We start from the raw sequence: 13,319 nt of genomic DNA, 5'->3' as shown, positions 1-13,319 counted from the left end.
GATTTGTGTAAATGAATTTTTCGGGCACAAATAAATATTCGACGCACGGCGATGGCAACTTTTCTCCCGATGATTTCGGAGGATTAGGTCGGAATGTCATTTTCGAAAATGGGGTATTGGTTTTCCACGCGGAAAATATTTCTATCGGTGATAATGTCTATGTCGGCCATAACGCTATCCTGAAAGCATACTATAAAAATGAGATGATAATAGGATCCGATACCTGGATTGGCCAGGGATGTTTTTTCCATAGCGCCGGCGGCATTAAAATCGGCCGCGCCGTTGGAATCGGTCCGGGGGTGAAGATATTGGCTTCGGCTCACGACGATAGAATCATGGAAATACCGGTTATGCATAATGATTTAAAATTCGCACCGGTAAAAATTGGAGATGGAGCCGATATCGGAGTGGGTTCGATAATCTTACCCGGAGTCAAAATTGGTCAGGGGGCGATCATCGGCGCCGGATCGGTCGTGACTCGGGATGTTCTCGATTACGCCGTGGTCGCGGGAACTCCGGCCAAATTGATGCGGATGCGAAAGGAATCGGTCCTGGTATGATTATCATCGTTGATTATGGCATGGGCAATTTGCGCTCGATTCAAAATATGCTGAAGCATCTGAATGTCTCCTCTGAGATTTCTTCAGATAGAGAAATAATATCGGCGGCGTCAAAAATAATCCTGCCCGGAGTCGGTTCATTTGAAAAGGCCGTCGAAAATATCGATAGATTGGGAATACGCGATTTGCTGATAGAAAAAGCAAGGCATGAAAAAATCCCATTTCTGGGGATTTGCCTGGGAATGCAACTCCTGGGAGATTCAAGCGAAGAAGGTACACTTCCCGGATTGGGGCTTGTACCAGGACGTTCCGCTAAATTCAATTTTGAATCCAATAAGATGAAAATTCCTCACATGGGCTGGAATACGGTGAGTATTATAAAAGATGACGTTCTTTTTGGTAATATGCATGAAGATTCCCGGTTTTACTTTGTTCATTCCTATCATTTTGTATGTGAAAACGAAACTGATATTCTTACGATAACTGAATACGGCAATAATTTTATTTCAGCTATATCCAATGAAAATATCCGCGGCGTACAGTTTCATCCCGAAAAGAGTCATAAATTCGGAATGAAGCTACTTAAGAATTTCTCGGAGTTGAAACAGGATGTTAATGACAAGAGTTATGCCCTGTCTGTTGCTTGATGATGGGCGCCTGGTAAAAACAATAAAATTCAAAAGTTCTCGGTATGTCGGTGATCCGATTAATGCCCTGAAGATTTATAACGGCAAAGAAGTCGATGAACTTATTCTTCTCGATATTACCGCGACTCGGCAAAACCGTAAACCGCCTTTTAATATCATAGAAGAAGTCGCTTCGGAATGTTTTATGCCGGTTGCTTACGGTGGAGGGATTAGAAATATCGAGGATATGAAAAAGATTTTCTCTCTGGGTATCGAAAAGATATCGATCAATAGTTATGCCGCGGAAAATCCGGATTTTATAAAAGAGGCGGCCTATACTTTCGGTTCACAGAGTGTCATCGTTTCAATTGATGTCAAAAGGAATGCGTTCGGTAAATATCGCGTTATGACGCATGGGGGAACACAAAACACCAAATATGATCCGGTCAAATATGCTCAAATGTTTGAATCACATGGGGCCGGGGAAATAATAATAAATTCTATAAATCGTGATGGAACTTTTGAAGGATATGGTATCAATCTTTTGAAGAGCGTCACTTCAGCCGTGTCGATACCAGTCATTGCCCTGGGCGGCGCGGGTTGCGTTAATGATATTGTCAGGGCGGTCAAAGAAGGCGGAGCATCGGCTGCCGCAGCCGGAAGTCTATTTGTTTATCAGGGAAAAGGTTTGGGTGTCCTGATAAATTTCCCTCAACGGGAAGAATTGGAAGCAGGATTAAAAAATGGATAGCAATATGCAGGTATGTGCCAGATGTATATATGACGAACGTATTCCCAATATCAAATTCGATAATGAAGGGATTTGCAATTATTGCCGGGAAAGCGAAGAGTTGGAAAAAGAATTCCCGACTGGGGATAAGGGTTGGGAAATCCTGAAAAAAATCGCGGAAGAGATAAAACGTAAAGGCCGGGACAAAAAATACGATGTCGTCGTCGGAGTCAGCGGCGGATGTGATTCGTCATATCTTTTATACCTGGCCAAAGAAAAATTGGGACTCCGTCCGCTCGCGGTCCATTTTGACAATACCTGGGATTCAAAAATCGCCGTTGAAAATATCTATCGTGTCACCAAAAAACTAAATATCGATTTATATACTCATTTCGTTGACAATAAGGAATACAATGACATTTACAAATCGTTTTTCAAAGCATCGGTACCCGAAATTGATACTCCGGCCGATATCGGCCTGATTACGACCTTATACATGGCGGCGGCGAAATTCGGAATAAAATATATTATGGACGGCCATTCGTTTCGCTCCGAGGGTATCTCGCCGCAAGGCTGGTTTTACATGGACGCCCGATATATTGAACGCATTCAAAAGAAATTCGGCCACCGGAAAATTAAGACCCTGCCACTTTTGAAATTGTGGAGATGGATGAAATGGGCTATGGTCAATCGAATAAAAAGAATCCGGCCATTATGGTATTTGGATTACAATAAAAAGGAAGTCAAAGAATTTTTAATAAACGAATATGACTGGCAATGGTATGGCGGCCATCACATGGAAAATCGCTCGGCCTATTTCGCCAATAACTATTATCTCCCTGAGAAATTTGAAATCGATCTGCGCTTTTGCGAATATTCGGCGCTCATTCGCGCCGGACGAATGAGCAGGGAAGAGGCTCTCCGGAAAATCACCGAAGAAAAACCGTTTGACAAAGATATCCTCGCGGAAATCAAAAAACGGCTGAGTTTCAGTGACGATGAATTTGAAAATGTAATGAATCAACCGAAAAAGACTTTCCTGGATTATCCCACATATAAACCAACTTTTGAACGATACCGCCGGCTCTTTTGGGTAATGTATAAGCTGGATCTGGCACCAAAGAGCTTTTATGTCAAATACACCAAAAAACATACTGCCGAGGAAATTCAAACGATTCGGAACATTGGAAAAATCCCTTTGCCGTGGCATACAAAGCCAGACGTGAAAATTGATGAACCTATATCAGAGACGAGAATTTCGGAATTAGTTTAATAAAAAAAAACGCGCCGATAGGCGCGTTTTTAGTTTCCCCTCATTTTATTTATCTTTACACGGCTACTAATTCACTTACATTTTTTACGGCATTCATGGAATCTTTGTGTTCGGGAAGTGAACTTAAATATTCGGCCGTCCGTAATATTCCTTCTTCAAGATCAACGCTGGATTCAAATCCAAATAATTCCTTGGCCTTATTAACCGATTGGATGCGAAGCTCAACATCCGGCCCGGGATGTGGGACAAAGCGAATTTTTGATGTTGAATTTAAGACCCTGACGACGGTCTGGGCCAACCCAAAAACAGTAATTACGGCGCGAGCGTTTCCGATATTAAATGATTCACCGATTGCATTGGGCATGGTCATCGCCAGCATCAGGCCTTCAATAAAATCATCAACATAACACCAGGCTCGAATCTGATTGCCTTCGCCCTGTACAAAAATATCTTCATCTCGTAAGGCAAGCTTAATGAAAGTAGACAATGCTCCCTCGCCGACCTGCCCCGGACCGTAAATATTGAACGGTCGTACCGTAACGGTCGGCATACCATATTCCTGATGAAACGCTTTGGCCAGATGTTCACCGGCCAGTTTGCTGACAGCGTACGTCCATCGGGCCTCCCCGACAGCCCCGATATGCGTCGTGTCACCTTCTTCGGAACGAAAAGCCGATTGTCCGAAAACCTCGCTGGTTGAAAAATATACGAGTCGTTCCAATTCGGGAACCGTTCGAGCGGCATCGAGTACTTTGGCCGTGCCGACCATGTTCACTCGCATCGTTTCGGTCGGTTTTTGAATGACCGTATCAATCCCCGCCACCGCGGCGCAATGGATAATTATATGAGAACCGTGCATCGCATCAACCATAGCCTTATAATCCAGAATATCACCGTTGATCATACTCAAATTTGAGTGATTTATATAGGGGCGGTCTTTAATTGAGTTACGTCTCAGGTTATCGTATATGATGACTTCGTTTTTATCGAGCAACCGTCCCGCCAGGGTAGAGCCGATAAACCCGGCCCCTCCGGTAATAAATATCTTTTTCCCGATAATAGGGATCGCCTGACTGGATAGATTCGTTGAATATTGATGAGGCGTCATGAAAACTCCATTTAATTAACTTGGGGACAATCTCCCATATGCTTTCAAGTTATCGGAATGTGACGCGTTTTGCTTAATGTGTGAATGGAGAAATTTTAGTAGTATCCGGATATCAAATACGCCCATTTTTATTATATTTTGGCTAACGAATAAGGCGTGCGATGCCGATAATAATTGTGTATATTTGGAGGCATAAGAGGTTGGGAAACAGTTCCAAAAATAATAAATGCCTGGCGAACGTTCCTATTACATTACCAATGTTCGATGGAAATGAGGAGCGGGAAGTTTGTGAAGTTCTTCGTTCCGGATGGGTCGTTCAGGGACCAAAGGTCGCGGAATTTGAAAAAAAGTTCGCTTCTTTTGTAAATGCACCCAATGCGATCGCGGTATCTTCCTGTACGACCGGGTTGCATCTGGCTCTCCGGGTAATGGGTATCGGTCCGGGGGATGAAGTTTTATTACCTTCGTTTACTTTTGTCGCAACCGCTAATAGCGTCGAATACACGGGCGCCAAACCTGTTTTTATTGATATAGATCCCTGGACTTTCAACGTCAATCCCGTAAGTGTCTCGGTGTATTTAAACAAATTAAAATCTGCCGGGCAAAAATTACCCAAAGCCATAATTCCGGTTTCGCTTTTTGGTTTGTGCGCCGATATGGAATCCATTAATGAAATCGCGAGAAAGTATAATTTGATCGTGATAGAAGACGCCGCCTGCGGAATGGGCGCTACTCGGGCAGGAAATCATGCCGGAAACGAAGCCGACATGGCTGTATTCAGCTTTCACCCTCGACAGGCAATTACGACCGGTGAGGGTGGAATGATTATCACCAAAGACAATGATATCGCGGATAAATTAAGAGTCATGAGAAATCATGGCGCATCCGAATCAGATATTGAAAGGCACATCGCAGAAGGTGGTTCTCTCTTACCTGAGTTTAATAGTCTGGGATATAATTATCGAATGACTGATTTGCAGGGAGCTGTCGGTGTGGCGCAAATGGAAAAAGCCCGTGAGATTTTTGAAAACAGAAGACGCGCCGCGGCGCGTTACGATTATTTTCTTCAGGATATAAAAGGTATTGAGACGCCGTATTTGCCCGACGGATATAATCATGCTTATCAGTCATACGTTTGCATGTATAAGTTCAACGCCATGACCGGGGACCGATATATTAATTGGGATACTATTGAAAATTGGAATACCGAGCGAAATCGATTGATGAAAGGCTTGCAGGAACAGGGAATCGCGGCTCGACAGGGAACTCACGCGGTTCATACTCTCGGATATTATAAAGACAAGTATGGATACGAGGATCACGATTTTCCGTATTCATATATTGCTGACAGGTTGTCAATCGCCTTGCCGATTTTTCCTCAAATTACTTCCGGCCAGCAGGGGTTAGTAGTCGATATTCTCAATACAATTGTCCGGGGCCTAATAAGCATCGGCGGTAAGAAGTTCTAATTGGATCAGCAAATCCGGATTTCCCGCGGCAAATTGGGTTTGTCTCAACCGGATCAAGATTTCCCTTGACAATTCCGATAATTTAATGTAACTATATCGGCTTATGCGGTTGAGGTATCATATTGATTTATGGGCGATTAGCTCAGTTGGTTAGAGTGCTTGCTTGACATGCAAGAAGTCACTGGTTCAATTCCAGTATCGCCCACCATAAAGGTTAAAACCCTTATTTGAAAAGGGTTTTATTTTTGTAATGGCTGACATTAATATAAAATTGCCGGATGGCAGCGACAAATCATTTCCCGCCGGAGTGACCGGGCTTGAAATCGCCAAATCTATTTCCGGGCGTTTGGGAAAAGAGGCTCTGGCCATAAAGGTTAACGGTGAAAATATCGATATAATGAGGCCGATTGATTCAGATTCTGAGGTCAGGATTTTGACCTGGGAAGATAGCGAAGGGAAATATGTCTTTTGGCATAGCTCGGCTCACATTATGGCTCAGGCCGTATTGGAATTATTCCCGGAAGCCAAATTAGCCATTGGTCCGCCTATTGATGAGGGTTTCTATTACGACTTCGACGTGGAAAAACCGTTTTCTCCCGAGGATTTGGAAAAAATCGAAAAGAAAATGGCGGAGATTATCGCCGAAAACACTACTTTCAGTCGGGAAATTTGTAATCGCGATGAGGCTCTTGAGAAATATAAAAAGCAGGGTGATATTTATAAGACCGAACTAATCGAGGAAATGCCTCCCGACGAAGAAATCACAATTTATAAGCATTCTCATTTTGAAGATTTGTGTCGTGGTCCGCATATACCGTCAACCGGAAGAATAAAAGCCTTCAAGCTACTCTCTTCATCCGGGGCCTATTGGCGAGGTTCGGAAGAAAACAAGATGCTTCAGAGGATTTACGGGGTAACCTATCCGAAGAAAAAATTGCTCAACGAATTCCTCGAGAAACTGGCCGAAGCGGAAAGACGCGATCATCGCAAACTGGGCAAGCAGCTTGAATTATACATGATTTCCGAAGATACCGGACCGGGTCTGGTTCTGTGGCTTCCGCGCGGCTCGGTCATCCGTAATGAGATAGAGAATTTCTGGCGCGAAGAGCATTACAAGCACGGCTATGAACTGGTCTTTTCACCTCATATAGCTAATCTGGAATTATGGCACCGCAGCGGTCATACTGATTTTTACAGCGAGGATATGTATAGTCCCATGGAGGTTGATAAGGCCAAGTATCAAATCAGGCCGATGAACTGTCCTTTTCATATAACGATGTATTCATCCCGGAGGCGCTCTTATCGTGAATTACCCCTGCGGTGGGCCGAAATGGGCACCGTTTACCGTTATGAGCGGGCCGGCGTTTTACACGGATTGATGAGGGTGAGGGGCTTTACTCAGGATGACGCTCATATATTTTGCAGACCTGAGCAGATGGAAGATGAACTGATTCGTCTGGTAGATTTTTCATTACATATTCTGCGCTCGTTCGGATTTTCGGAATTAGAAGTTTATCTGTCCACCCGGCCCGAAAAAGCGATTGGCGACCCGAAAGACTGGGAAGCGGCTCAAAATGGCTTGCGTCGGGCGTTGGAGTTTCATAAATTAAAGTTTGGGATTGATGAAGGCGGAGGAGCCTTCTACGGTCCCAAAATAGATTTGAAAATCAAGGATGCGTTGGGTCGTTCCTGGCAATGTACTACTATTCAATTTGATTTTACTCAACCTGAACGGTTTGATATAACGTATATTGACAGTGACGGTCAACGCAAGCGGCCGTTTATGATCCATCGGGCTCTTTTGGGTTCTTTGGAGAGATTTTTTGGTACCTTGATTGAGCATTATGCCGGAGATTTTCCCTTATGGTTGTCACCGGAGCATGCCCGGATTCTACCGATTACCGATCGCGCTTTGGCTTACGCGAGTGAATTGAAAGATGAATTTCGCGAGGGGAGCTTAAGGGTTTCAGTCGATGATCGTTCGGAGAAAATCGGGTATAAAATTAGAGACGCGGAATTATCAAAGATTCCGATAATGATGATTATAGGCGACCGCGAGGTTGAATCCAGTACCGTTTCCGTGCGCAGGCGCGGATTGGGTGATTTGGGAGTCATGAATACCGACGATTTACTCGCAGGCATGGTGAGCGAAGTAAAAGAACGGCATAATACTCCGCAAGTCGGTAAAAAGAAGGAGGATATAGTATAAAGAATCAGGAAATTCGGGTTAATGGGCGCATCCGTGTTTCGCCTATCAGGCTTATAGGACCGGATGGTGAACAGGTAGGCATTATTCCTACCGCTGAAGCTCTGGAAAGGGCCCGAGATGCCGGTCTGGATTTGGTGGAAGTTTCACCGACGGCTCGGCCGCCAGTTTGCCGCATATTGGATTACGGAAAATACAAATACAACCTGGCAAAAAAAGCGGCGGATTCGAAAAAGAGGCAGCATACGATCAGTGTTAAAGGGATGAGGTATCGCCCAAAAACCGAAGAGCATGATTATCAGTTTAAGTTAAAACATGTTCGCTCATTTTTGGAACAAGGAAACAAAGTCAAGTGCTTTGTTTTATTCCGGGGTCGTGAAAAAGCGCATACCGAATTCGGCAAAAGAATACTCGATCGTCTTGTAGAAGACTTGCAGGATATCGCGATTGTTGAGACCCTGCCCAAAATGGAAGGCCATAGCATGAATATGCTGGTGGCTCCTTTGACCAGACAGACCAGGAAAAAAGACAAAGGCCGCGAAAAGAAAGATAAAGTAAAAAAGCAACCCGTCCCCCAGGAGATGGCTTCGGAAAAAAAAGAAGAATAAATCTGGAAATTAGATTAGACGGAGATAGAAATGCCAAAAATGAAAACCAATCGATCCGCCGCTAAGCGGATTAAGAAAACCGGAACTGGCAAAATGAGACGATTTCATTCAAAACATCGTCATATTTTGACCAAGAAATCCCGGAAATTGAAACGCAAACTTCGTTCCGCGACTTTGATTGCCAGGTCCGATGAACGTCAGATGAGCGTAATGTTGCCGTATTAGAACGGTAAGCGATTATAATTATCAGGAGAAGAACAAATGCCACGGTCGAAAAATAGCGTTGCCGCCAAGGCTCGACATAAAAAAGTATTGAAAAAAGCTCGCGGTTATTATGGCGGGCGCAGCCGGTTGTATCGTACCGCTATCGAATCGGTACATCGCGGTCTCAAATTCGCTTATCGGGATCGACGTCGAAAAAAACGCGAATTCCGCAGACTCTGGATCACACGTATTTCAGCCGCAGCTAAACTGTGTGATATTAATTACTCAACTTTTATGAATGGATTGAAAAAATCAGGCATAAATCTCGATCGCAAATCACTGGCTGATATCGCGGCGAGAGATATGAGTACTTTTGAACGTCTGGTAGATATGACCAAGGCCTGATTTCGATGGACGTCATAAAACAACTTGAAAAGGTTGAAGTCGAAGCCGTTGAAAAAGTCAATGCGGCCGATTCACTCGAATCAATTGAGAAGATTCGGGTAACCCTTTTGGGCAAAAAGGGTGCGCTGACATCAATCCTGCGCGGTCTAAAAGATCTTTCACCGGAAGAAAAACAAGAGGTCGGCGGACGAGCGAATAAAGTCAAAGCTAATCTTGAGGCATTAATAAAAAGTAAAAAAGAAGAATTACTAGAAGGCGGCGGCGGTGGGGCATCGTTCGATTATACTCTGCCCGGACGACCCTATCGACCCGGGCACCGTCATCTGATAACGCTCGTCCTTGATGAAATCTGCGGTATCTTTCAGCGAATGGGTTTTGAAATCGCTTCCGGCCCGGAAATTGAAAATGATTATTATAATTTTGGGGCGCTGAATTTCCCTCCCGATCATCCCGCCCGCGATGAACAGGATACATTTTATGTCGAGGGTGATTTATTACTACGGACTCATACCTCCAATGTTCAGATACGCGAATTCGAAAAACGAAAACCGCCGGTGAAAATAATCGCTCCCGGTCGAGTCTTTCGCAACGAAGCGGTCAACGCCCGAAGTTTCTGTGTTTTTCACCAGGTCGAGGGTTTTCTGGTCGATACCGATGTATCTTTCGGTGACCTAAAAGGCGTTCTGGAAGCGTTCTGTTATGAGTTTTTTGAAGAAGGGGTCAGGCTGAAATTCCGGCCCAGTTTTTTCCCGTTTACCGAACCATCAGCGGAAGTTGATGTCGAGTGTTTTCTTTGCAGGGGAAAAGGATGTTCCCTGTGCAAATATGAAGGATGGCTCGAAATTTTGGGGTGCGGAATGATTGACCCCGAAGTTTTCAGGGCCGTCGGTTATGATGCCGAAAAATATACGGGCTACGCTTTTGGGATGGGAATCGAGCGGATTGCCCTTTTAAAATATCGTGTCAATGATATTCGGCTTCTTTACGAAAACGATATCAGGTTTATTAAGCAGTTCCGTTAAATTATGAAATTACCGTATAGCTGGCTTAAAGAAATTACAGGCGTGGATTGGTCCGCCGAAGAAATGGAAGATCGCTTAACCTGCTCAGGGACGGCCGGGGCTCTGGAAAAGTATGATCCGGAGCATTTTAAAAATGTCGTAACGGCTAAAATTACCAGTCTTGAAAAGCATCCCAACGCCGACAAATTGCAAGTCGCTGAAGTTACAACGGGGGAGACGACCTATACGGTTATTTGCGGCGCGCCCAACTGCGCCATTGACCAGATCGTTCCGCTGGCGCTGCCCGGCGCCAAACTCCGCGGGGAGTTTGAGGTCAAAGAAATTACCATGCGCGGCGTCAAATCTTCTGGCATTATTTGTGCCGAAGATGAATTGGGACTGTCTAACGATCACACCGGTATCATGGTTTTCGATGATGATACCGAATTAAACAAACCGGTTTTCGAGCATCTGGATCTCAATGATCCGGTTATCGATTTTGAAATTACGCCTAATCGGCCTGATTGTCTTTCGGCCAATGGCGTTGCCCGAGAAATAGCAGCGCTGGCCGATCTTGACATAAATCTTGAAAAAGAACCACCGCCGGAAATTTCAGAAAGAGCCGAAAATTATATTGGCGTTATTATTGACGATGCCGATGCTTGTCCTCGCTATGTGGCTCGCATTATAAAGAATATTAAAATCGGCCCCTCTCCCGACTGGCTAAAGAAGCGATTGACCGATTGTGATATCCGACCGATTAACAATATCGTGGATATTACCAATTACGTCATGCTTGAGACCGGACAGCCTCTGCATGCCTTTGATTATGACAGATTCGGGTCAAAAGAAGTTGCCGTTCGCCGCGCCCATGATAAAGAAAAATTTACGACTCTTGACGGGCAGGAACACGAGCTCGATTCCGATATATTACTTATTACAAATGGCAAAGAAAGCGTTGCCGCGGCTGGGGTGATGGGCGGAATCGACAGTGAAGTTACTCCGGAAACTACAACAGTGCTTCTGGAATCGGCTTATTTCAACCCATCCGTCATCAGGCGTTCTCGAAAAAAATTGAGTATTATTTCCGAATCTTCCTATCGCTTTGAGCGAGGAATCGATCCCAACGGAACCGTCAGGGCCGCGGATCGTGCGGCGGCGTTAATGGCCGAGCTTGCCGGAGGCGAAGTTCTGCAAGGTGTCGTTGACAATTATGCCAAAAGGATTGATCCAATCAAGGTTGAAATGCGCCCCTCGCGAGCCAATAAATTGATTGGCGCCAATATTCCGATTGACTTCATGAAGAATAAACTGACTCGATTGGGAATGAAGGTTGAGTCGAATGATGATAATATTATCGCTGAGGTGCCTGCGTTCAGACCTGACATCACGCGCGAAGTCGATTTGATAGAGGAAATTGCTCGGATTTACGGCCTGGACAATATCCCCAGCAATAATCAAAACTCCGGACCACTATTTTCACCCACTCATCGCCGCGATACAATTCGCAATGACTTGAGAGAGATTATGACCGGGCTGGGTTTTGAAGAATCTCTGGGGACAGGTTTCGCTCAACCTAAAAGGATGAAATTGCTCGAGCCCTCCATCGAACCGATAGAAATTACCAACCCAATATCAGATGAGTTCGGATATTTGCGCTCGCGCCTTTTATATTCACTTTTAGTATCGACGGGCAACAATATCAGACATCGCAATATCAATATCAAATTATTTGAAATCGGTAAAATATATATTAGAACGAAAGATTTGCCGATTGAGCCTGAGTATTTCGGATTTATATTATCCGGACAAACCGATGATATCTACTGGCAAAAATCTCCGGGCGAGTCAGATTTATATGAATTAAAAGGGATAGCCAATGCCATCTGCGACCGCCTGAGAATTAGTTCGATCGCGCTTGAACCGGAAGCATATGGCGGATATGATAAATCCTGCTCATTTAGCGTTGTTCGGAACGATCAAAAACTGGGAAATATAGGTCGGGTGGCGCCCAAAATCGCCCAGGTTTTTGACATTAAGCAGGATTGTTTCGCGGCCGAATTTGAAATCTCAAAACTAATTGATCTCGATCAGGGCATTACTCCCTTTAAATCCCTGCCCAGGTATCCGGCATCGGCGCGCGATATCGCAATCGTAGTGAGAAATTCAATTTTTGTCCGGGATATACACGATTCAATCCTGAATTCGGGCGGCAAATTAGTTGAATCGGTTGAGTTTTTCGATATGTTTACGGGGAAACCAGTTCCTGAAAATATGAAATCGCTGGCATTTTCGGTTAGTTTCCGCTCATCCGATAAGACTCTGGAAGACGCCGAAGTTGACGCGGTGTTTAATAAAATCGTAAAAAATCTGGAGCAGAAATTTGATGCCCGGTTAAGAGAATAGGACGGAGCAATTATGGAATCATTTGCTAAGCTCGAAGAACGAATCAACAAAGCCGTCGCTCATATAGAAAAAATGATGAGCGAAAACGAAAAAATGGATGCGCTAATAAAGGAACTTGAGAAGGCCAATTCAGATCTGAAAATAACAAACAATGATTTAAAGAAGAGAATAAAAATTATTGAAGATGGCAATAAGGCTCTGGAGGCGGCAAAAGTTGAAAATGAGAAGCAATCGCAGGAAATTTCGGAAGAAGTAAAAGACAAAATTGAGGGATTGCTTGCCAGAATTGAAAAATATGAGCAAAGTGCGAAGTAATTTGTACTTGACATAAAAGCGCAGTTTGTGCGATATTGAGGTACTGGAGAAGAGAAAGTCCAATTTGGTATAAAAGGCCGGTTTTTAAGCGATATGGAAAAAATGGAATCTTCAAAGAATCGAGTTCGCGTTAATATATATGGTGAAGAATATACCGTTCGTTCCGATGGCGATATAGAGTATATGAAAGAAGTCGCGCGCTACGTCGATTCCCAAATGCGCGCCATCGCCGATAAAACGCCCAATAAATCACCCTCTCGGGTGGCTATCCTGGCAGCTCTGAATATAACCGATGAGTTATTCAGACAAAAAGAGGGGCAGCATGATTTTTCTGAGTTTGAGAAACGAGCCGGCGATATAATTTCATTATTGGACGATAAAATTCCCGATTAAGAATTGTTGGGGTGT

Annotated in this window: 14 protein-coding genes and 1 tRNA gene; 14 read left to right on the top strand and 1 reads right to left on the bottom strand. The window is 44.3% G+C overall.

Going from position 1 to position 13,319, the window contains the following annotated elements:
- Positions 1-11: 11 nt before the first annotated feature.
- Genes V3V99_00420 through V3V99_00405 form a run of 4 tightly spaced genes read left to right on the top strand, consistent with a single transcriptional unit; the run spans position 12 to position 3,189 of the window.
- A complete protein-coding gene (locus V3V99_00420) occupies positions 12-560 on the top strand; it encodes an acyltransferase (GenBank protein MEE9441119.1) in 549 nt (182 codons plus the stop codon).
- On the top strand, positions 557-1,207 hold the full coding sequence (gene hisH / locus V3V99_00415; GenBank protein ID MEE9441118.1) for an imidazole glycerol phosphate synthase subunit HisH: 651 nt from the start codon (positions 557-559) through the stop codon (positions 1,205-1,207). Before V3V99_00420 ends, hisH begins: the two co-directional genes overlap by 4 nt.
- Entirely contained in the window at positions 1,170-1,937 is a 768-nt protein-coding gene (locus V3V99_00410; GenBank protein ID MEE9441117.1) for an AglZ/HisF2 family acetamidino modification protein, read from the top strand. Before hisH ends, V3V99_00410 begins: the two co-directional genes overlap by 38 nt.
- A complete protein-coding gene (locus tag V3V99_00405; protein ID MEE9441116.1) occupies positions 1,930-3,189 on the top strand; it encodes an N-acetyl sugar amidotransferase in 1,260 nt (419 codons plus the stop codon). Before V3V99_00410 ends, V3V99_00405 begins: the two co-directional genes overlap by 8 nt.
- A gap of 55 nt (positions 3,190-3,244) precedes the next feature.
- Here the strand turns inward: V3V99_00405 and V3V99_00400 are convergent, their stop codons facing one another.
- Positions 3,245-4,297 (bottom strand): NAD-dependent epimerase/dehydratase family protein, encoded by a 1,053-nt coding sequence (locus tag V3V99_00400; GenBank protein MEE9441115.1) that lies wholly within the window; start codon positions 4,295-4,297, stop codon positions 3,245-3,247.
- A gap of 200 nt (positions 4,298-4,497) precedes the next feature.
- Between V3V99_00400 and V3V99_00395 the strand changes: the two genes are divergently transcribed.
- From V3V99_00395 to V3V99_00350, 10 genes are all read left to right on the top strand, one after another.
- A complete protein-coding gene (locus tag V3V99_00395; GenBank protein MEE9441114.1) occupies positions 4,498-5,766 on the top strand; it encodes a DegT/DnrJ/EryC1/StrS family aminotransferase in 1,269 nt (422 codons plus the stop codon).
- 131 nt (positions 5,767-5,897) lie between these two features.
- A tRNA-Val gene (locus tag V3V99_00390) sits at positions 5,898-5,974 on the top strand.
- A 42-nt stretch (positions 5,975-6,016) separates the two neighbouring features.
- Positions 6,017-7,975, top strand: a complete 1,959-nt coding sequence (gene thrS / locus V3V99_00385) for a threonine--tRNA ligase (GenBank protein MEE9441113.1) — start codon at positions 6,017-6,019, stop codon at positions 7,973-7,975.
- Entirely contained in the window at positions 7,972-8,580 is a 609-nt protein-coding gene (gene infC, locus V3V99_00380; GenBank protein ID MEE9441112.1) for a translation initiation factor IF-3, read from the top strand. The genes thrS and infC overlap by 4 nt, the downstream gene beginning before the upstream one ends.
- Before the next feature lie 30 nt (positions 8,581-8,610).
- Positions 8,611-8,805 (top strand): 50S ribosomal protein L35, encoded by a 195-nt coding sequence (gene rpmI, locus V3V99_00375; protein MEE9441111.1) that lies wholly within the window; start codon positions 8,611-8,613, stop codon positions 8,803-8,805.
- Between the two features lie 36 nt (positions 8,806-8,841).
- Entirely contained in the window at positions 8,842-9,189 is a 348-nt protein-coding gene (gene rplT, locus V3V99_00370) for a 50S ribosomal protein L20 (GenBank protein MEE9441110.1), read from the top strand.
- A 5-nt stretch (positions 9,190-9,194) separates the two neighbouring features.
- Entirely contained in the window at positions 9,195-10,211 is a 1,017-nt protein-coding gene (gene pheS / locus V3V99_00365; GenBank protein ID MEE9441109.1) for a phenylalanine--tRNA ligase subunit alpha, read from the top strand.
- 3 nt (positions 10,212-10,214) lie between these two features.
- Complete coding sequence (pheT, locus tag V3V99_00360) at positions 10,215-12,596, top strand: phenylalanine--tRNA ligase subunit beta (GenBank protein ID MEE9441108.1); 2,382 nt, start codon at positions 10,215-10,217, stop codon at positions 12,594-12,596.
- Positions 12,597-12,608: 12 nt separating this feature from the next.
- On the top strand, positions 12,609-12,911 hold the full coding sequence (locus tag V3V99_00355; GenBank protein ID MEE9441107.1) for a hypothetical protein: 303 nt from the start codon (positions 12,609-12,611) through the stop codon (positions 12,909-12,911).
- A gap of 102 nt (positions 12,912-13,013) precedes the next feature.
- On the top strand, positions 13,014-13,304 hold the full coding sequence (locus V3V99_00350; protein MEE9441106.1) for a cell division protein ZapA: 291 nt from the start codon (positions 13,014-13,016) through the stop codon (positions 13,302-13,304).
- The last annotated feature ends 15 nt before the right edge of the window (positions 13,305-13,319 follow it).

It is taken from the genome of Candidatus Zixiibacteriota bacterium, from assembly GCA_036480375.1.
Lineage (GTDB): Bacteria > Zixibacteria > MSB-5A5 > GN15 > JAAZOE01 > JAZGGI01.
This window is presented reverse-complemented; position numbering and strand designations above follow the sequence as displayed.

Coding starts and splice junctions, on each gene's coding strand:
- pheS (MEE9441109.1), top strand. CDS start 9,195: ATGGACGTCATAAAACAACTTGAAAAGGTTGAAGTCGAAGCCGTTGAA.
- V3V99_00355 (MEE9441107.1), top strand. CDS start 12,609: ATGGAATCATTTGCTAAGCTCGAAGAACGAATCAACAAAGCCGTCGCT.
- V3V99_00420 (MEE9441119.1), top strand. CDS start 12: ATGAATTTTTCGGGCACAAATAAATATTCGACGCACGGCGATGGCAAC.
- pheT (MEE9441108.1), top strand. CDS start 10,215: ATGAAATTACCGTATAGCTGGCTTAAAGAAATTACAGGCGTGGATTGG.
- V3V99_00410 (MEE9441117.1), top strand. CDS start 1,170: ATGTTAATGACAAGAGTTATGCCCTGTCTGTTGCTTGATGATGGGCGC.
- V3V99_00400 (MEE9441115.1), bottom strand. CDS start 4,297: ATGACGCCTCATCAATATTCAACGAATCTATCCAGTCAGGCGATCCCT.
- V3V99_00405 (MEE9441116.1), top strand. CDS start 1,930: ATGGATAGCAATATGCAGGTATGTGCCAGATGTATATATGACGAACGT.
- rpmI (MEE9441111.1), top strand. CDS start 8,611: ATGCCAAAAATGAAAACCAATCGATCCGCCGCTAAGCGGATTAAGAAA.
- thrS (MEE9441113.1), top strand. CDS start 6,017: ATGGCTGACATTAATATAAAATTGCCGGATGGCAGCGACAAATCATTT.
- hisH (MEE9441118.1), top strand. CDS start 557: ATGATTATCATCGTTGATTATGGCATGGGCAATTTGCGCTCGATTCAA.
- rplT (MEE9441110.1), top strand. CDS start 8,842: ATGCCACGGTCGAAAAATAGCGTTGCCGCCAAGGCTCGACATAAAAAA.
- V3V99_00350 (MEE9441106.1), top strand. CDS start 13,014: ATGGAATCTTCAAAGAATCGAGTTCGCGTTAATATATATGGTGAAGAA.